Source organism: Pseudomonas citri (assembly GCF_025336485.1).
Classification (GTDB): domain Bacteria; phylum Pseudomonadota; class Gammaproteobacteria; order Pseudomonadales; family Pseudomonadaceae; genus Aquipseudomonas; species Aquipseudomonas citri.
This window is the reverse complement of sequence record NZ_JAODAB010000013.1, coordinates 95,283-113,379: the sequence shown is the minus strand read 5'-3', so window position 1 is coordinate 113,379 and position 18,097 is coordinate 95,283. Positions and strand designations below refer to the sequence as shown.

The 18,097-nt window shown below is 62.8% G+C and carries 15 protein-coding genes; 7 read left to right on the top strand and 8 right to left on the bottom strand.

All coding sequences use genetic code 11. The annotated features are described in order from the left end of the window. Window positions 1-23: 23 nt before the first annotated feature. The gene (gene metR, locus N4Q37_RS16100) at window positions 24-941 is read right to left on the bottom strand and encodes a transcriptional regulator MetR (protein ID WP_260959238.1); all 918 of its coding nucleotides are present in this window, start codon (window positions 939-941) and stop codon (window positions 24-26) included. A gap of 107 nt (window positions 942-1,048) precedes the next feature. Between metR and metE the strand changes: the two genes are divergently transcribed. Both metE and N4Q37_RS16090 read left to right on the top strand, forming a co-directional pair. Then, window positions 1,049-3,361: a 5-methyltetrahydropteroyltriglutamate--homocysteine S-methyltransferase gene (gene metE, locus N4Q37_RS16095; protein ID WP_260959236.1), complete on the top strand. Its 2,313-nt coding sequence runs from the start codon at window positions 1,049-1,051 to the stop codon at window positions 3,359-3,361. A gap of 255 nt (window positions 3,362-3,616) precedes the next feature. Next, entirely contained in the window at window positions 3,617-4,636 is a 1,020-nt protein-coding gene (locus tag N4Q37_RS16090; RefSeq protein ID WP_260959234.1) for an alpha/beta fold hydrolase, read from the top strand. 4 nt (window positions 4,637-4,640) lie between these two features. Here the strand turns inward: N4Q37_RS16090 and N4Q37_RS16085 are convergent, their stop codons facing one another. Next, a complete protein-coding gene (locus N4Q37_RS16085) occupies window positions 4,641-5,570 on the bottom strand; it encodes an AraC family transcriptional regulator (protein ID WP_260959233.1) in 930 nt (309 codons plus the stop codon). 326 nt (window positions 5,571-5,896) lie between these two features. On the opposite strand from N4Q37_RS16085, the gene N4Q37_RS16080 reads away from it, so the two are divergent. Beyond that, window positions 5,897-6,250, top strand: a complete 354-nt coding sequence (locus N4Q37_RS16080; protein WP_260959231.1) for a putative quinol monooxygenase — start codon at window positions 5,897-5,899, stop codon at window positions 6,248-6,250. 44 nt (window positions 6,251-6,294) lie between these two features. Beyond that, window positions 6,295-6,528, top strand: coding sequence for a hypothetical protein (locus N4Q37_RS16075; protein WP_260959229.1), 234 nt, complete (start codon window positions 6,295-6,297; stop codon window positions 6,526-6,528). Window positions 6,529-6,638: 110 nt separating this feature from the next. Here the strand turns inward: N4Q37_RS16075 and N4Q37_RS16070 are convergent, their stop codons facing one another. Together N4Q37_RS16070 and N4Q37_RS16065 are read right to left on the bottom strand one after the other, a co-directional pair. Then, on the bottom strand, window positions 6,639-7,259 hold the full coding sequence (locus N4Q37_RS16070) for a flavin reductase family protein (RefSeq protein WP_260959226.1): 621 nt from the start codon (window positions 7,257-7,259) through the stop codon (window positions 6,639-6,641). 163 nt (window positions 7,260-7,422) lie between these two features. Further along, window positions 7,423-7,908, bottom strand: coding sequence for a hypothetical protein (locus N4Q37_RS16065; RefSeq protein WP_260959224.1), 486 nt, complete (start codon window positions 7,906-7,908; stop codon window positions 7,423-7,425). 341 nt (window positions 7,909-8,249) lie between these two features. Here N4Q37_RS16065 and N4Q37_RS16060 point away from each other — a divergent pair, with 341 nt between their 5' ends. After that, the gene (locus tag N4Q37_RS16060) at window positions 8,250-9,005 is read left to right on the top strand and encodes a COG4705 family protein (RefSeq protein ID WP_260959222.1); all 756 of its coding nucleotides are present in this window, start codon (window positions 8,250-8,252) and stop codon (window positions 9,003-9,005) included. Window positions 9,006-9,127: 122 nt separating this feature from the next. Here the strand turns inward: N4Q37_RS16060 and N4Q37_RS16055 are convergent, their stop codons facing one another. The 4 genes from N4Q37_RS16055 to N4Q37_RS16040 form a co-directional block, all read right to left on the bottom strand. After that, window positions 9,128-10,447, bottom strand: coding sequence for an MFS transporter (locus N4Q37_RS16055; protein ID WP_260959221.1), 1,320 nt, complete (start codon window positions 10,445-10,447; stop codon window positions 9,128-9,130). 233 nt (window positions 10,448-10,680) lie between these two features. After that, window positions 10,681-12,030: a sigma-54-dependent transcriptional regulator gene (locus N4Q37_RS16050; RefSeq protein WP_260959218.1), complete on the bottom strand. Its 1,350-nt coding sequence runs from the start codon at window positions 12,028-12,030 to the stop codon at window positions 10,681-10,683. Continuing rightward, complete coding sequence (locus N4Q37_RS16045) at window positions 12,023-13,789, bottom strand: sensor histidine kinase (RefSeq protein ID WP_260959324.1); 1,767 nt, start codon at window positions 13,787-13,789, stop codon at window positions 12,023-12,025. Before N4Q37_RS16045 ends, N4Q37_RS16050 begins: the two co-directional genes overlap by 8 nt. Window positions 13,790-13,981: 192 nt before the next feature. After that, window positions 13,982-15,505 carry a fumarate hydratase gene (locus tag N4Q37_RS16040; protein ID WP_260959216.1) on the bottom strand — a complete coding sequence of 508 codons (1,524 nt, stop codon included), beginning with the start codon at window positions 15,503-15,505 and terminating at the stop codon, window positions 13,982-13,984. A gap of 452 nt (window positions 15,506-15,957) precedes the next feature. On the opposite strand from N4Q37_RS16040, the gene N4Q37_RS16035 reads away from it, so the two are divergent. Both N4Q37_RS16035 and N4Q37_RS16030 read left to right on the top strand, forming a co-directional pair. Then, entirely contained in the window at window positions 15,958-17,064 is a 1,107-nt protein-coding gene (locus N4Q37_RS16035; protein WP_260959214.1) for a GGDEF domain-containing protein, read from the top strand. Then, the gene (locus tag N4Q37_RS16030; RefSeq protein ID WP_260959212.1) at window positions 17,057-17,995 is read left to right on the top strand and encodes an iron-sulfur-binding ferredoxin reductase; all 939 of its coding nucleotides are present in this window, start codon (window positions 17,057-17,059) and stop codon (window positions 17,993-17,995) included. Before N4Q37_RS16035 ends, N4Q37_RS16030 begins: the two co-directional genes overlap by 8 nt. Window positions 17,996-18,097: the final 102 nt, after the last annotated feature.

Here is an 18,097-nt window from a genome sequence, read left to right as displayed (position 1 = left end):
CAAGGCTTGCCCGCGATGGCGTTTCATCGCACCGCACTGACCCCATCGAGTGTGGAAAACGACGTGTCCTTGGCCGTCAGCAAGAAGTCGCGCATGTACGGCGCATCGAGCATGTCGGTGCGCACCGCCGCGTACAGTGTGGCGAACAAGCCTTTCTCCCCCAGCCGCTTGGCCTTCACGTAGCCGCGTGAGCTGTATTCATGCAGCGCCCAGTGCGGCATGCCGCACACGCCTCGGCCGCTGGCCACCAGTTGCATCATCATCACCGTCAGTTCGGACGTGCGCACCTGGGCGGGCTCGATGTCGGCCGGTTCCAGGAAGCGGGTGAAGATGTCCAGCCGATCCCGTTCCACCGGGTAGGTGATCAGGGTTTCGCTGATCAGGTCTTCGGGCACGATGTACGGTTTGCTCGCCAGCCGATGCTGGTTGGCCACGGCGAGCATCGCCTCGTAGGTGAACAGCGGCACATAGGTGATACCCGCCAGTTCCAATGGGTCGGAGGTCACCACCAGGTCCAGGTCGCCGCGAGCCAGGGCCGGCAGCGGGGCGAAGGCGAAGCCCGAGGCCAGGTCCAGCTCGACTTCCGGCCAGGCATCGCGGAACTGGTCGATGGTGGGCATCAGCCACTGGAAGCAGCTGTGGCATTCGATGGCCATGTGCAGGCGTCCCGCCGTGCCGCCGGCCAGGCGGGCGATGTCCCGCTCGGCGCTGCGCAGCAACGGCAGGGTGGCGTCGGCCAGTTGCAACAAGCGCAGGCCGGCGCTGGTGAAGCGCACGGGTTTGGTCTTGCGCACGAACAACGGCATGCCCAGGCGCTCTTCCAGCTCTTTGAACTGGTGGGAGAGGGCGGATTGGGTCAGGTGCAGGCGTTCGGCGGCTTCCACCAGGCTGTCGGCTTCGCGCAGGGCATGCAGGGTCTTGAGGTGTCGGAGTTCGAGCAAGGTGGGCTCCATGAATGAAACTTGTGATCAACACGAAAATGTTGAGTTTGTCTCATGTGGGTCCGGCTGTCGACAATGGCGACATCTTATAGAGGAGGATGCATACCATGGCCCTGGCCCACACCCTAGGTTTTCCCCGCATCGGCGCAGACCGCGAACTGAAGAAAGCCCTCGAAGCCTATTGGAAGGGCGACCTGGCCCTGTCCGAGCTGCAAACCGTCGGGCGCCAGTTGCGGGCGCGGCACTGGCAAATTCAGAAAGATGCCGGCGTCGACCTGTTGCCCGTGGGCGATTTCGCCTGGTACGACCAGGTGCTCAGCCACACCTTGACCCTCGGCGCCGTTCCGCCACGCTTCCACGGTACGCTGGATGCGCAGGGCCTGCCGACCCTGGACACCTTGTTCGCCATGGCCCGTGGCGCCACGGCGCCTTGCTGCGGTGCCGATCACGGCCAGCCCCAGCATGCCCAGGAATTGACCAAGTGGTTCGATACCAACTACCACTACCTGGTCCCGGAGTTCACTGCTGACCAGACATTCGCCCTGAGCTGGCAACAGCTGTTCGACGAAGTGAGCGAGGCCCAGGCCCTGGGTTATCCGGTCAAGCCGGTGATCATCGGTCCGCTGACCTATCTGTGGCTGGGCAAGGCTAAAGGTGAAGACTTCGACAAGCTCGACCTGCTCGAACGCCTGCTGCCGGTCTACGGTGAAATCCTCAACCGTCTCAAGGCCCAAGGCGTGGAATGGGTGCAGATCGACGAGCCGATCCTCACCCTTGACCTGCCACAGGCCTGGAAAAACGCCTTCGAGCGGGCCTATCACATCCTCCAGTATTCGCCGCTGAAAAAACTCGTGGCGACTTACTTCGGTGGCCTGGAAGACAACCTCGGCCTGGCGGTCAGCCTGCCGGTGGACGGTTTGCACATCGACGCCGTGCGTGCGCCGGACCAATTGGGCCAGGTGCTCGACCGCCTGCCCACCTACAAGATCCTCTCGGTGGGCCTGGTCAATGGCCGCAACGTCTGGCGCTGCGAACTGGAACAGGCACTGGCGCAATTGCAACCGGCCCTGGAGCGCTTTGGCGACAACCTCTGGGTCAGCACCTCGTGTTCGTTGCTGCACAGCCCGGTAGACCTAGAGCGTGAAGACCGGCTCGACCCCGAACTCAAGAGCTGGTTGGCCTTTGCGGTGCAGAAGTGCGGTGAAGTCGCGGTATTGCGCGATGCGCTTAACGATCCGCAGGCGCCGGATGTACAGCGCGCCCTGGCCGACAGCCGTGACGTGCAAGCCAGTCGCGCCCGTTCGGCACGTATTCACAAACCCGTGGTCCAGGCACGTCTGGCGGCGATCGGGCCCCAGGACAGCCAGCGGCACTCACCGTTTGCCAAGCGCATCGAACGACAACGCGCCGGGCTGAATCTACCGGCATTTCCAACGACCAGCATTGGCTCTTTCCCACAGACATCGGCGATTCGCCTGGCACGCCAGGCTTACAAGCAAGGCAAGCTGTCGGCCAATGACTATCAGGACGCCATGCACTCCGAGATCCGCCATGCCGTGCAGATCCAGGAGCGCCTGGGCCTGGATGTGCTGGTGCACGGTGAGGCGGAACGCAACGACATGGTGGAATACTTCGCCGAGCAATTGGACGGTTACGCCTTCACCCGCTTCGGCTGGGTGCAGAGCTACGGTTCACGTTGTGTGAAGCCGGCGATCATCTACGGCGACATCAGCCGACCGAAGGCCATGACGGTCGAGTGGATCCGCTATGCCCAGAGCCTGACCGACAAAGTCGTGAAAGGCATGCTCACCGGTCCTGTGACCATGCTGATGTGGTCGTTTCCGCGCGAAGACGTGTCGCGCCGGGTCCAGGCGCAGCAACTGGCCCTGGCCCTGCGCGATGAAGTGGTGGACCTGGAGAAGGCCGGGATCAGGATCGTACAGATCGACGAGGCCGCTTTCCGCGAAGGCTTGCCGCTGCGCCGTGCCGAATGGCAGGCCTACCTGGATTGGGCGGTGGAGGCCTTCCGCCTGTGCGCCTCGGGCGTGGCTGACGAAACCCAGATCCACACCCACATGTGCTACAGCGAATTCAATGACGTGATCGAGGCTATCGCGGCCATGGATGCCGATGTCATCACCATCGAAACGTCGCGCTCGGACATGGAACTGTTGGACGCGTTCGAGGCGTTCGACTACCCCAACGACATCGGCCCGGGCGTCTATGACATCCACTCGCCGCGTGTGCCGGACACCGCCGAGATGGTGGCATTGATGAGCAAGGCGGTGAAGCGGATCGCGCCTGAACGGCTGTGGGTCAACCCCGATTGCGGGTTGAAGACCCGGGGCTGGTCGGAGACGGAAGCGGCCTTGGTGAATATGGTGGCGGCGGCGCGGCAGTTGCGTAGCCAGTTGGCTTGACGCCGACGCCTTGAGCGGGTGCCTGTGGGAGCAAAGCTTGCTCGCGATGAAGCCAACGCGATTTCTCTGGAATCGAGGTGCCTGTATCGCGAGCAAGCTTTGCTCCCACAGATACATCCTTTCCCACAGATATATCCTTCGTGCAGGCAACCACACGGCAATCTTCATCAAACTGTCACGCATTTGTGGCAGCGCGCTTGAACAAACTTCATCAGACTCGCGCTCTACTGGGGTTCTGCGTTTCGGTGTTTGTTCATGCGTGCATTCATTTTCCTGGCCGCGTTGTTATTCGGCCTGCCGTCTCTGGCGGCGTCTCGTTGTGATGTCAATGTCGCGACCCAACGGGTCGACCTGGACCAGGTAAGCCTGGCGTACCAGAGCGTTGGCCGTGCCTCGGATCCGGCCTTGCTGCTGGTGATGGGGCTGGGTGGGCAGTTGATCCACTGGCCGGACGAGGTGGTGGTGGCCCTGTGTGAGCAGGGGTTCCGGGTGATCCGCTACGACAACCGGGACGTGGGCCTGTCTACCTGGCGCCAGGCCCCCGGCAGTGCCAACCTGACGTTCGAAGCCTTGCGCTACAAGCTCGGTTTGCCCGTGGCCGCGCCTTACACCTTGACCGACATGGCCAACGACGGGCTGGGGCTGATGGATGCCTTGCAGGTGCAACGCTTCCACCTGTTGGGCGCGAGCATGGGCGGCATGATCGCCCAGCACATGGCCGCCATGGCGCCGCAGCGGGTCGAAAGCCTGACGCTGATCATGAGCAGTTCCGGGGCCGAAGGGTTGCCGCCACCGAATGCCGCGCTGGTGCAGTTGCTGTCGCGGCGCAGCGCGCCGAATCGCGAAGTGGCGCTGGAGCAACAGGCCGATCTGTTGGCCGCGCTGGGCAGCCCCCTGGTGGTCGATGACCGCCAGGCGTTGCTGCATCAGGCCGCCGTGTCCTATGACCGCGCCTTCAACCCCGAAGGCGTGCAACGGCAGATCATGGCGATCATGGCCGAGCCGAGCCGGGTCGCGTTGCTCAATCAATTGCAGGTGCCGACCCTGGTGGTCCACGGCACCGCCGACCCGCTGTTGCCGGTCATGCACGGCGTGCATCTGGCCGCGCACATCCGCGGCAGCCAGCTGAAGTTGATCCCCGGCCTGGCCCATCGTTTCCAGGACGCCTTCAAGGCGCCGCTGCTGGGGGCGGTGTTGCCCTACTTGCAGCAGCACCGCGAAGACACGTCCCATTGGGCACAGATCGAACCGGTCCAGGCGCCGAACCTGCTCTAGTGGATCAAACCGACAGCCGCAACCGTGCCAAGTCTCGCAACGGCGGGGCGCCGAACAACCGGCTGTACTCGCGGCTGAATTGCGAAGGGCTTTCGTAACCCACCCGATACCCCGCCGCGGAAGCCTCCAACCCTTCGGCCAGCATCAGCCGCCGGGCTTCCTGCAAGCGCAGTTGCTTCTGGTATTGCAGCGGGCTCATGGCGGTCATGGCCTTGAAGCGGTGATGTAGCGTGGAAACACTTAGATTCACTTCCCGCGCCAGCTCATCGATGCGCAGCGGTTGTTCGAAATGACCGTTGAGCCATTTGATCGCCTGGCTGATGCGATGGCTCTGACTGTTGGCAATGGCGATTTCGTACAACCGATAACCCTGGGGACTGCGTAGCAGGCGGTAGAGGATCTCCCGGCGCACCAGGGGCGCGAGCATGGCGATGTCTTTCGGGGTGTCGAGCAACCGCGTCAGGCGCAGCACGGCATCGAGCATCGGCGTGTCCAGGCGTTCAATATACAGACCGCGCCCGGCGAGGCGGGTCGGCACGCCCAACGGGCCGGCGTCGGCGATCAACGCGGTGATTTCCGCCGGGTCGATGTCCAGGCGCAGGGCCAGGATCGGTTGCTCGGGCGACACATCGGCGATGCAACCGCTCAAGGGCATCGACACCGAGACCACCAGGTAGTGGAGCGGGTCGTAGTTGAACAACTCGTCCGCCAGGCGCACCTGTTTGCTGCCCTGGGCCATGATGCACAGCGCCGGTTGCGCCAGCACCGGGGCGAAATCATGGGGTTGGCTGTAGCGTGACAGGTGCAGCGAGCCGATAGCCGTGGCATAGCTGCCGTCTTCGCTGGTGTTGTGGTCGATGATCGACGCCAGTTCGGCGCGCTGTTGTTCCAGGTATGTGTCCAGCGGGAGGGGGGCGTGATCGAGTGGTGACATGCCGGAATCCTCGAATGATAAGGCTCAATGGACACAGCTTAAGTTTGTGCAAGGCCGGGCGTTAGTCACATTCTCTTGAAAGCTTGCCTGATCCTGCACGGCATACGGAGACATCGCCTGGCAATGCCTATGAAACTTGCTTGAAACCTTTTGTTTCAACTCCCCGGGTTTCCAGGCGATGGGTGGCGGCTGTTGGTGTGTCGGCGGGCAGGATTGTGCAATGGGTCGGCAGGATCCGACTAACCCGCAGGGGCGGCGGGCATTTAACCTTTGATCCTGTAGCAGCCGGTCCCCGGCTGCACGACGGATGACCTGGGAGGTTGAACATGTCTACACAGATTCCCGTCAGCCACATGGCGTTTGTGAGGGCCCGCGTCGGTTGCTCCAGGCAGTTGGGTGCACGCCTGAGTACGCTGATCACGCCCTCGCGCCAAACCCCCGGCTGCCTGCACTTTGCCTTGCAGCAATCGCAATGCGACGCCGACCTGTGGCTGCTTTCCGGACTCTGGGCCAGCCAGTCGGCGATGGAAGCCTATTTCAATTCCCCGGCCATGGCGATTTTCTCCGAGCTGGTGCAAGACCTGGTGGTCAGCAGCCTGGATTTTCATACTTTCAAGGATGTGTCTGTCGCCCAGGCGACCGAAGGTGGCGTGGCGAAGGTGCACAAACTGGCCGGTTGAAGGTTTAATGACGGTCATTTTCCACACCGCCAGGATGCGCAAACATGGCACGTAAAGCCTTTGAAACCTTTGAAGCTGTTTCTGCAGTCGTTCCCCGGGAGGGCGGCGGCTACTTCGCCGCGATTGCCACCAAGGCCATTGGTGGCTTGGGGGCTCCGCGTTTTAACAAGGTGCTTGAAGGACAGACTTTCGAGACGGCCACCAAAGCCGATGAAGCGGCAGCGGTGCAACTGACCCATCTCAAGGGAGTGAGCGAGGAGGGTGGGTTGGTCTGGTAATCAGTGGAGTTAACCCAGTGCAAGCAAGGCTGTAGGTACTCAGTGTGGGAGCAAGCCTTGCTCCCACAGACACCGCTCCCACAGATAGCCTTTTTATCCAAGTGCAGCCTTTATCGAGGCCGATGCATCTTGAACAACGCCTCCGGCCCCAGCTGGAAATAATCCGCCGGCCCACCGCCGCGCAGGATCGGTTCGGCTGCCGCGGTGTCGTAGACCCCATCCTTCAACAGCCACTTGGCGATATGCACGGCGACCACTTCGCCGAGGACCAGCCAGCTTGGCACCCGCTCTTTGTCCGCCCGTTGCAACTGAATGATCTGGGTGACCTTGCATTCGAAGGACACCGGGCTCTCGGCGATGCGCGGCACCTGGATGACCCGTGACGGCGCTGTCGTCAAACCCGCCAATTCGAACTCATTGACCTCGGGCGCGACCATCGCGCAGCTCTGGTTCATCTGCTCGGCCAGCGGACGGGTGGCCAGGTTCCAGGCGAATTCACCGGTCTGTTCGATGTTGTTCAGGCTGTCTTTGCGCCCGACGCTGGAAAAACCAATGATCGGCGGAATGTAGTTGAACGCATTGAAAAAACTGTAGGGCGCCAGGTTCAAGCGGCCTTCGCCATCCTGGGACGAGATCCAACCAATGGGACGCGGGCCGACGATGGCATTGAACGGGTCGTGAGGCAGGCCGTGACCGTTGGCGGGTTCGTAGAAGTGGATGTCATCGGGCATGGCGGGACGTTCCTGGAAGGTGTTCGGAGGCGGCAATAGTGCAAGGCCGGGCCTTTTATTTCCAGATCTGCTGGGTGCAAAAAGATCGCAGCCTGCGGCAGCTCCTACGAGTTGAACACGCTCTGCAGGAGCGGCCGAAGGCTGCGATCTTTTGTTTCGACCATCAACCAATCACGCCGGCGGTGCCGGTCTTGTCGAAGTCGTCGGCGGCAATGGCGTCGGCAGTGCCGGTCTTGTCGAAGCCGTCGGCGGCAATGGCGTCGGCAGTGCCGGTCTTGTCGAAGCCGTCGGCGGCAATGGCGTCGGCAGTGCCGGTCTTGTCGAAGCCGTCGGCGGCAATGGCGTCGGCGGTGCCGGTCTTGTCGAAGCCGTCGGCGGCAATGGCGTCGGCGGTGCCGGTCTTGTCGAAGCCGTCGGCGGCAATGGCGTCGGCGGTGCCGGTCTTGTCGAAGCCGTCGGCGGCAATGGCATCGGCGGTGCCGGTCTTGTCGAAACCATCGGCGGCGTAGCTGCCCGAGTGGTTGCGTTCGATGGCAGCGTTGGCGCTAGCGCCGGAAGAGGCGGCACCGGTCTTGTCGAAGCCATCGGCAGCGAAGGTATTGGCGGCCAATACGGACAAGGTCAGGGCGAGGATCAGTTTGGTTTTCATGGTCGTAAACTCCAGGTTCGTTGGCGATGTGTCTTGCATGGGTTGAATGCTACGCCTATTAAATTGATTAAAAAGCGCAAAATAATGCTAGAACCAATCGATTAAATAGATATTAAGGGCGACGTATTCAATTCGCTTTCAGCCTTGGAGCGAACGTCGCGCAGGTCATCGATCAGGTGGGGGCAGGATGCAGTTCCAGCATTAATTCGCGATTAATCGCTGTTCAGACGTGAGTGACAGATTTTTCATGCATTCGCGACCTGTTTTTCACCGCTGCAACGCCAGTCTGCCCACGGCAAAAAACAAACGCCGCACGCCACACACTGGAGCCTTGCCCTGCGATGAACAAACTGCCTCAAATCACCCTGGCCTTCTGGGTCATGAAAATCTGCGCGACGACCCTGGGCGAAACAGCGGGGGATTTGCTGTCGATGACCCTGGATATCGGTTACGCCGTCAGTTCGCTGATTTTGATCAGTGTCTTCGTCCTGACCCTGGTTATGCAGTTGATGTCCAAGACCTACAAGCCCGCCCTGTATTGGATCGTTATCCTGTCCACCAGCACTGCGGGCACCACGATGTCCGATTTCATGGATCGCACCCTCGAACTGGGCTACGCCACCGGGTCAATGATCCTGATAGCGATTTTGCTGGCGATCTTCGCCGCTTGGCGCCTGAGCGGTGATTCGCTCAACGTGACCAAGGTGCAAACCTTTCGCGGCGAGATGTTCTATTGGATGGCGATTCTGTTTTCCAACACCCTGGGCACTGCGCTCGGTGACTACCTGGCCGATGATTCGGGCTTGGGATTCGCCGGTGGTGCATTGCTGATCGGCTCGACCATTGCCGTGGTCGTGCTGCTCAAGTACTTCACAAAAATTTCGTCGGTGGTGTTGTTTTGGATCGCGTTCGTACTGACCCGTCCGCTGGGGGCGACGCTGGGTGACTTGATGACCAAGTCCCATGAGAAGGGGGGCCTGGACTTTGGCACCCTCGGTTCATCGGCGGTGCTGGCGGGGATCCTGCTGGTGATGATCGCCGGGGCGGCGTATGCGCAAAACCGCAATGGCAACCGAGAGGCTGCCGAGTTGACTTGAGACCGCGTAGCCCCTGTCGCGAGCAGGCTCAGCTTCCACAGGTTCAGCTCAACACTCTGTGGGAGCAAAGCTAGCTCGCGATAGCGGCGCGGCAGTCACTGCACAATGACCGCCGAACCCAGTCAGTCCGTCACGATCCGCGAATGCTTGCGGGTGTCTTTCATGGTGATGTACACCAGCAGCGATACCGCGATGCACGCCGTCACGTACCAGTAGTAGCCGGTTTCCATTCCGATGCTCTTGAACCACAGGGCGATGTATTCCGCGGTGCCGCCGAAGATCGACACGGTCAGCGCGTACGGCAGGCCGACGCCCAGGGCGCGGATTTCGGTGGGGAACAGCTCGGCTTTCACCACGGCGTTGATCGAGGTGTAGCCGCTGACGATGATCAGCGCGGCCATGATCAGGAAAAACGCGCCCCACCAGGTCTGGATGGTGTGCAGGGTGGTGAGGATCGGTACGGTGAACAGCGTGCCGAGGATGCCGAAGGCAATCAGGATCGGCCGCCGCCCGATCTTGTCCGACAGCCCGCCGATCACCGGTTGCAGGCACATGAACAGGAACAATGTGGCAGCGGAAATGGTGGTGGAGTCGGAAATGCTCATGCCGACGGTGTTCACCAGGTATTTCTGCATGTAGGTGGTGTAGGTGTAGAAGGCCAGGGTGCCGCCCATGGTCAGGCCGACCACGGTCATCAGTTCCTTCGGATGGCGCAGCAAGGTGCGCATGGTGCTTTCCTTGGCTTTCGCTTTCTTGGTGAACGATTCGGTTTCTTCCATGCCGCGTCGCAGGTACAGCGCCACGATCGCGCACAGGGCGCCGATGGCGAACGGAATGCGCCAGCCCCAGGCGTACAGCTGTTCGCTGGTGAGGAACTGTTGCAGCACGATCAGCACGCCGAGGGCGATGAGCTGGCCGGAGATCAGGGTCACGTACTGGAAGCTGGAGAAGAAACCGCGACGTTCCTTGGTCGCCATCTCGCTCAGGTAGGTCGCCGAGGTGCCGTATTCGCCACCCACCGACAGGCCCTGGAGCAGGCGGGCGAACACCAGCAGGATCGGTGCGCCGACGCCGATGGTTTCATAGCCCGGGCTCAGGGCGATGATCAGCGAGCCGAAGCACATCAGGTAGACCGAGGCCATCAGCGCGCGTTTACGACCGGCGCGGTCGGCGTACAGCCCCATCAACCAGCCGCCGATCGGGCGCATCAAAAAGCCCACGGCGAAGATCGCAGCGGTGTTGAGCAACTGGGCGGTGGTGTCGCCCTTGGGGAAGAAGACTTTGGCGAAGTACAACGAGAACGCGGCGTAGACGTACCAGTCATACCACTCGACCATATTGCCGACCGAACCGCTGAAGATCGATTTGATCCGGCTGGCGGTGGTTCTTTCACGGGCGGGTACGGCGGCCGACCCGATGGGCAGGGCGTTGGAGTTATCCATTGAAGGATCCTTCGTTTAATTGTTGTTGTGGAGCGCGTGGGAACGCAGCCTGCCAGGGCTATAGCAGGAGCTGTGCCAGGTGCCGGAAGGCCGGTCTAGAGGGGGCGCGAGCGCTGAATGAGCGGAAATCCGCTCATTTCTGTTGGGGGTGTGGGCGGAAATCCGCTTATGCGGAGCAATGAACAAGTGTGCCGTCTTATCGCAAGCCTGCTCGCGATAAGGTCACTGCACAATCAGCTATCTTGCAGGAACATCTCCCGACTCAACCCATGCCGCTGCATCTTTTCATTGAAGGTGCGGCGCGGCAGTTGCAGTTCTTCGAGCACTGCTTTCACATCGCCCTTGTGCCGCATCAGGGCGGCGCGCAGGCATTGGGCTTCGAAGGCTTCCTGCTGGGCAGCGAGGGATTGGCCGGGTTCCAGGTCGGGCCCGATGGACTGGTCCAACCCCAACACCTGGCGTTCGGCGACGTTGGCCAGCTCCCGCACGTTGCCCGGCCAGTCATGGCTGAGCAGGTGGTTCAGTTGCGCAGCGCTCAATGGCGCGGCGGTGCGGCCCAGGCGCTCGGCTGCGTGGTGGGTGAAGTGTTCGAACAGCAGGGGAATATCCTCGCGCCGTTCACGCAGCGGCGGCAGGCGCAGTTCGGCGATGTTCAGGCGATAGGCCAGGTCTTCGCGAAAGCGCCCTGCCCGGGCTTCGTCCAGCAGGTCGGGCTTGGTGGCGGCGACGATGCGAATGTCCACCGCGATGCTCTGGTTGGAGCCCAGGCGTTCGAGCTTCTGTTCCTGCAACACGCGCAGCAGCTTGACCTGCTGGGCCAGGGGCATGCTCTCGATTTCATCGAGAAACAGCGTCCCGCCGTGGGCGTATTCGAGCTTGCCGATGCGCTTGCCCTGGGCGCCGGTGAAGGCGCCGCTTTCGTGGCCGAACAATTCGGCCTCGAACAACGGTTCGGGAATGGCCGCGCAGTTCAACGCCACGAAGGGCTTGCTCGCCCTCGGGCCGAAGTCATGCAGGCAGCGGGCGACCAGTTCCTTGCCGCTGCCGGTTTCGCCACGGATCAACACGTTGACCGGCAACGCCGCCAGGTCCAACACCTGGCGTCGCAGGTTTTGCAGCGCACGGGAAACCCCCAGCAGCGTCCCATCGAGCCGGGCCCGAGCGTCGGCCTGTTCATGCAGGCGGCGGTTCTCCAGTACCAGGAACCGCTTGTCCAGGGCCCGGCGCAGGCTGCCAAGCAGGGCTTCGGGACTGAAGGGCTTCTCCAGGAAGTCGTAGGCGCCGTCGCGCATGGCTTCGACGGCCATCGGCACGTCGCCGTGGCCGGTCAGCAAAATCACCGGCAGGTCCGGATCGCGACGGCGTACTTCGGCGAGCAATTCCAGGCCGCTGAGCCCGGGCATGCGCACGTCGCTCAGGATTACCCCCGGGAAATGCGCCGGGAGTTGCGCCAGGCATTCTTCGGCGCGGCTGAACAACTGCACCTCGAACCCGGACAGGCTCAACCACTGCTCGACGGCGCTGCGGATGCTGCTTTCGTCATCGACGACCAGGACGTTTTTCAAGGTGCAATGGCTAGGCATGCAGCGGTGCCTCCTGATCGATGGGCAAGGTCACGCAGAACACCGCGCCGTTTTCATGATTGCCGGCGGTCAACCGCCCGCCGGACTCGTGAATGATCGCAAACGAAACCGCCAGGCCCAAGCCCAGGCCATCGCCCACGGCCTTGGTGGTGAAGAATGGGTCGAAGACTTGGGCCAGGTGCTCGTCGGCGATCCCGCTGCCACTGTCGCTGACGGTCAGGCACCACAACTGTTCATCGGCCTCCAGGCGAATTTCCAGGCGCTTGAGGGGCTGGTCGGCCATGGCGTCGAGGGCGTTGCGCAGCAGGTTGATCAGCACCTGTTCGAGGCGGATCGCGTCGCCCCGCACCCACGCCGGGCGGGTCAGGTGCAGCACGGTGCTGACGTTCTCGTCCCGTAGCCGGGTGTCCAGCAGTTGCAAGGCCTGGTCCACCACCGCCGCCAGGTCCAGGCGTTCGCGCAGGCCGCTGGGGCTTTTGCGGGCGAAGGTCTTCAGGTGGCCGGTGAGGGCGGCCATGCGGGTCAGCATGTCGTCCACCGGTTTGAGGGCCTTGTAGGCATCGTCGACCCGGCCGTGATCGAGCAGCAGGCGCAGGGTCGCCAGTTGCATGCGCTGGGCGGTCAGCGGCTGGTTGATTTCATGGGCCAGCGCCGCCGACATCTGCCCCAGGGCTGCCAGCTTGGCCGATTGCACCAGGCCGTCCTGGGCCGTGCGCAGGTCCCGGGTGCGCTCCTCCACCAACCGTTCAAGTTCCTGGCGACTGCGCTGGCGCAGCTTTGCCAGGCGCCAACGCTGGTTGAGAAACAGCAGCAGGAACACCAGCGCCAGCCACAGCCCGGCGGCGGCGAGCCCGGCGTTGCGGCGGTCTTCGAAGGCGATCTGCGGCTGGCGCAGCAAGTGCAGTGTCCAACCTTCGGCGTTCAGCGGCAGCGATTCCCACAAATAATCCGCCGGGCCTGCGGGAGTCTCGACCCGGGCGAGGTGGCTGTTGTCGTCAAAGCGCCGCAGCGCTTCATAGGCCAAGGGTTGCAGCGGTTGCTTGTCGTACTGGCGGGTGGCCTTGAGTTCGGCGCGGTCGCTGTCGCTCAACGGCTTCAAGTGGCGATAGCGCCAGCCATCGCGATTGGCGATGAAAATGATGCCCCGGGCATCGCTGACCAACAGGGTGTCGCTGCCTTGGCGCCATTCGCGCTCCAGGTCCGGAAACTCCAGCTTGACCACCATCGCGCCAAGGAACTGGCCGTTCTCGTCGCTCACCGCGCTGGAAAGGAAGTAGCCCGGAATGCCGCTGGTCACCCCCACGGCATAAAAGCGCCCGGTGCCCTGGGTGCGGGTCTGGATGAAATAGGGGCGAAAACCATAGTTGTGGCCCACGTAGCTGCTGGGCAGGCGCCAGTTGCTGGCGGCGACGGCCAGGCCCGTGCGGTCGAGCAGCTCCAGGGTCGAGGACTGGGCGGCGCCGTTGATGTGTTCGAGCTTGCGGTTCAGTGCGTCCTGTTGCGTCGCGCTGACCGATCCCTTGAGGGCTGAGCGCAACTCGGGGTCCAGCGCCAGCACGGCGGGGAGGGTGCGGTAGCGTTCGATCAGGGTGTGCAATGAATTGGCGTACAGCGCCAACTGCTGGTTTGCCCGGTTGGCGTCCTCCTGCAAGGCCGCGCGTTCGGCGTGGCGTACCGCCAGCGTGGCGGCCACGACGGCCCCGGCCAGGATCAGCAAGGTGTACAACGACAGGCGCAAGGTACGGGTGGTCGGCAACATGCTGGCGTAGACCAGTGGCAGGTCGGGCGGGCACGATAGCATGGCGGGACGTCTTGGGGCCTGCGCTATTGCCGTTACGGGCAAGGCAGTTCACTTGAGTTCCGTGTGAACAATTGTGGTGTTCTTAAATGAACAAAAAAGGCCGGTGGGCATGTTGCCCCACCGGCCTTTTTCACAGCGGCAACGTGCGTGTTACTGCACTTCCACCGCCAGGCTGTCGCTGATCTTTTTCTGCCAGATGGCGGGGCCGGTGATGTGCACCGACTCGCCCTTGCTGTCGACCGCGACGGTCACAGGCATGTCCTTGACCTCGAACTCGTAGATCGCTTCCATGCCCAGTTCGGCGAAGGCCAGGACCTTGGACTTCTTGATCGCCTGGGCAACCAGGTAAGCCGCACCGCCGACGGCCATCAGGTAGACCGCCTTGCTGTCCTTGATCGCGTCGATGGCGGTCGGGCCGCGCTCGGATTTGCCAATCATGCCCAGCAGGCCGGTCTGCTCGAGGATCTGGCGGGTGAACTTGTCCATCCGCGTGGCGGTGGTCGGGCCGGCCGGGCCTACCACTTCGTCGCCCACCGGGTCGACCGGGCCGACGTAGTAGATGAAGCGACCTTTCAGGTCCACCGGCAGGGTCTCGCCCTTGTTCAGCATCTCGACCATGCGCTTGTGCGCCGCGTCGCGACCGGTGAGCATCTTGCCGTTGAGCAGGACGGTTTCGCCCGGCTTCCAGCTCTGCACTTCTTCCGGGGTCAGGGTGTCGAGGTTCACGCGACGGGCCGATGGGCCGGCTTCCCAGACGATTTCCGGGTAGGCGTCCAGCGGTGGCGCTTCCAGGGCGGCAGGGCCGGAACCGTCGAGCACGAAGTGCGCGTGACGGGTGGCGGCGCAGTTCGGGATCATGCACACCGGCAGGGAGGCGGCGTGGGTCGGGTAATCCATGATCTTCACGTCGAGCACGGTGGTCAGGCCACCCAGGCCCTGGGCGCCGATGCCCAGTTGGTTGACCTTCTCGAACAGCTCCAGGCGCATTTCTTCGATGCGGTTCTGCGGGCCGCGAGCCTTCAGCTCATGGATGTCGATGGATTCCATCAACACTTCCTTGGCCATGACCGCGGCTTTCTCGGCGGTGCCGCCGATGCCGATGCCGAGCATGCCCGGCGGGCACCAGCCGGCGCCCATGGTCGGAACGGTTTTCAGGACCCAGTCGACGATGGAGTCGGACGGGTTGAGCATCGCCATCTTCGACTTGTTCTCGGAGCCGCCGCCCTTGGCCGCCACGTCCACTTCCACGGTGTTGCCCGGGACGATGGAGTAGTGGATCACCGCAGGGGTGTTGTCCTTGGTGTTCTTACGCGCGCCTGCCGGGTCGGCGAGGATGGATGCACGCAGGACGTTTTCCGGCAGGTTGTAGGCGCGACGCACGCCCTCGTTGATCATGTCGTCCAGGCTCATGGTCGCGCCGTCCCAACGCACGTCCATGCCCACGCGTACGAACACGGTCACGATGCCGGTGTCCTGGCAGATCGGCCGATGGCCGGTGGCGCACATGCGCGAGTTGATCAGGATCTGCGCCATGGAGTCACGGGCCGCTGGCGATTCTTCGCGCAGGTAGGCCTCGTGCATCGCCTGGATGAAATCCACGGGGTGGTAGTAGGAAATGAACTGCAAGGCGTCGGCAACGCTTTGTATCAGGTCATCTTGCTTGATCACGGTCACGAGTCGCGCTCCTCTCTAAAGACGGGAACATTCAATAAGGCACCGCCCGTTTGGGTGCATCGGTCGACGGACGGAACCTCTCAAGACACGCCGGGCATGTTGGCGCGACGTTAAAAAGGCGCGGCAGTATATCGCAGGCGGGGACCCTGTGGGAGCGAGCTTGTTCGTGATAGTGATGTGGGTTCAAGGCTTGCCCACGATGAAGATCATGCAATCTCCCAGAGAGTCGAGGCGTCTGCATCGCGAGCAAGCTTTGCTCCCACAGCCCGACAGGGCGGTGCACAGATTCGGTGTCAGGCGTTAAACCACTGCGTCAATCTGGGCCATTGCTTTGACGCCATTTTTCTGCTCCAGAATTGAATGGTCATTTGTCCTACACGCCACTAAAGTGGCGGCTGGCCTGTAGCGTTGGACGCCTCTGTCAGTTTTCCTTTTCCATGGTGAGTCAACGATTGACCCAAAACGCCATTCAACGTCTTTTGCTGAAACGCTTCGCTTTGGCGGCCGTGACCTACGCGCTGGCGCTGGTGTTGCTGTGGCTGGCATTTTTCAGTGGCCATTACCTCGACTCGTTGCGCGGCGTCATCATCGGCAGCGGGTTGGTGGTGTTGTGCCAGGCCGGGCTGTTCGCGCTGTTTATCACCGGCCGCAACCTGCGGTTCGAAGACCCCAGCCTCACCGAGATGCAGGTCTTGATCGGCCTGGGCTGGCAGACCTGGATGATGGCGCACCTGGACCAGGCCCGTGGCGTGTTCCTGGTGTTCTATGTGCTGATCCTGCTGTTCGGCCTGTTCCACTTGTCCCGACGGGCCTTCGTGCGCTGCGCGATGCTGGTGTTCATCAGTTTCACCGGCATCACTCTGTGGGACGGCTATTTCTTCCAGCTCCCCGATCCCACACTGGCCGGGTTGCAGGTGTGCGTGCTGTTCATGGTGCTGGTGTGGCTGGTGTTCTACGCCCGCTATGTCCAGACCTCACGCCAACGTATGCGCCAGCGACGGTTTGCCTTGCAGGCGCACCAGGACACCTTGCGCGGCATGATGCGCCAGCTCGAAGACCTGGTGGCTACCGACGAACTGACCGGGCTGTTCAACCGCCGTCACTTCCTGCGCCTGGCCTCCCGGGAGCTCAACACCCTGCGGCCCGACGTCGCCCATGGCCTGGCCTTGATCGACCTTGACCACTTCAAGCGGATCAACGACCTGCACGGCCACGCCGCCGGCGACCAGGTGCTCCAGGCGTTCGCCGGTGTCGCCACGGCTTGTCTGCGCGAAGGCGACGTGCTGGCGCGTTATGGTGGCGAAGAGTTCGTGATGCTGTTGCCCGATTGCGATCCCTCGCGCCTGACGGCCTGTTGCGAGCGACTGCGGCTGGCGTTCACCGAGGTCGAGCTGATCGGCCTGCAGGTCGGAGCCCTCAGCCTGTCGGCGGGCATGACGATGCTGGAAATGAACGATGATCTGGACAACGCCTTGCAGCGCGCCGACCAGGCCTTGTACCGCGCCAAGCGAGACGGTCGTAATCGCTGCGCCGCCGCCTGGGAGAACGTCGATGCCTGAGTTGACGGTCGGCGAACGGCAATGGACGGTGGCGGCGGGCAGCAACCTGCTGGACGCCTTGAATCAGTCCGGTGTGCCGGTGCCCTACAGTTGTCGGGCGGGCAGTTGCCATGCGTGCCTGGTGCAATGTGTGGACGGTGACGTGCGCGACAGCCGGCCCGACGCGCTGAGCCCGGCGCAGCGCGATCAAGGCTGGCGCCTGGCCTGCCAATGCCAGGTGGTCGAGGATGTCCAGGTCCATGCCTTCGACCCGCAGCGCGACGGCCAGGCGGCCCGCGTGGCAGCGGTGGATTGGCTGGGCTCCGATGTGCTGCGCCTGCGCGTCACGCCTGAACGGGGGCTGCGTTACCAGGCCGGGCAGCATCTGGTGCTGTGGGCCGCTGGCGTGGCCAGGCCGTACTCCCTGGCGAGCCTGCCCGAGGAAGACCGCTTTTTGGAGTTTCACCTCGATTGCCGCGAGCCCGGCCGCTTCAGCGATGCGGCCAGGCAGATGAAAGCAGGCGAGCCGATCCGCCTGGGCGAACTGCGCGGTGGGGCCTTGCATTACAACCCCGACTGGCACGACAAACCCTTGTGGCTGCTGGCCGCCGGCACCGGCCTGGCGCCGCTGTTCGGGATCCTGCGGGAAGCCCTGCGCCAACGTCATCAGGGGCCGATCCGGCTCATCCATGTGGCCCACGATGCGGCCGGACATTACCTGGCCAAGCCATTGGCGGCGCTGGCGGCCAAGCATCCCAACCTCAGCGTCGAACTGCTGACCTCGGCCGAGGCCGCGCTGGCGCTGGGACAACTGCGCCTGGCTTCCCGGCAAACCCAGGCGTTGCTGTGCGGCCATCCCGACCGGGTCGAAGCCTTCGCCAAGTGCTTGTACCTGGCTGGCTTGCCGCGCAATCAGCTGTTTTCGGATGTTTTCCTGACTCGGACGAGCTGACCTGTCAGGGCGGGCCTGTGAGAGCAACGCTTGCTGTGGGAGCAAAGCTTGCTCGCGATAGCGTCAGCCCAGGCAATACACCTCAAAAACCAAAAAAGCCCC

Excerpts from the sequence above, each read along its gene's own strand:
- metE (WP_260959236.1), top strand. The coding sequence starts at position 1,049 with ATGGCCCTGGCCCACACCCTAGGTTTTCCCCGCATCGGCGCAGACCGC.
- N4Q37_RS16090 (WP_260959234.1), top strand. The coding sequence starts at position 3,617 with ATGCGTGCATTCATTTTCCTGGCCGCGTTGTTATTCGGCCTGCCGTCT.
- N4Q37_RS16085 (WP_260959233.1), bottom strand. The coding sequence starts at position 5,570 with ATGTCACCACTCGATCACGCCCCCCTCCCGCTGGACACATACCTGGAA.
- N4Q37_RS16080 (WP_260959231.1), top strand. The coding sequence starts at position 5,897 with ATGTCTACACAGATTCCCGTCAGCCACATGGCGTTTGTGAGGGCCCGC.
- N4Q37_RS16075 (WP_260959229.1), top strand. The coding sequence starts at position 6,295 with ATGGCACGTAAAGCCTTTGAAACCTTTGAAGCTGTTTCTGCAGTCGTT.
- N4Q37_RS16070 (WP_260959226.1), bottom strand. The coding sequence starts at position 7,259 with ATGCCCGATGACATCCACTTCTACGAACCCGCCAACGGTCACGGCCTG.
- N4Q37_RS16065 (WP_260959224.1), bottom strand. The coding sequence starts at position 7,908 with ATGAAAACCAAACTGATCCTCGCCCTGACCTTGTCCGTATTGGCCGCC.
- N4Q37_RS16060 (WP_260959222.1), top strand. The coding sequence starts at position 8,250 with ATGAACAAACTGCCTCAAATCACCCTGGCCTTCTGGGTCATGAAAATC.
- N4Q37_RS16055 (WP_260959221.1), bottom strand. The coding sequence starts at position 10,447 with ATGGATAACTCCAACGCCCTGCCCATCGGGTCGGCCGCCGTACCCGCC.
- N4Q37_RS16050 (WP_260959218.1), bottom strand. The coding sequence starts at position 12,030 with ATGCCTAGCCATTGCACCTTGAAAAACGTCCTGGTCGTCGATGACGAA.
- N4Q37_RS16045 (WP_260959324.1), bottom strand. The coding sequence starts at position 13,789 with ATGTTGCCGACCACCCGTACCTTGCGCCTGTCGTTGTACACCTTGCTG.
- N4Q37_RS16030 (WP_260959212.1), top strand. The coding sequence starts at position 17,057 with ATGCCTGAGTTGACGGTCGGCGAACGGCAATGGACGGTGGCGGCGGGC.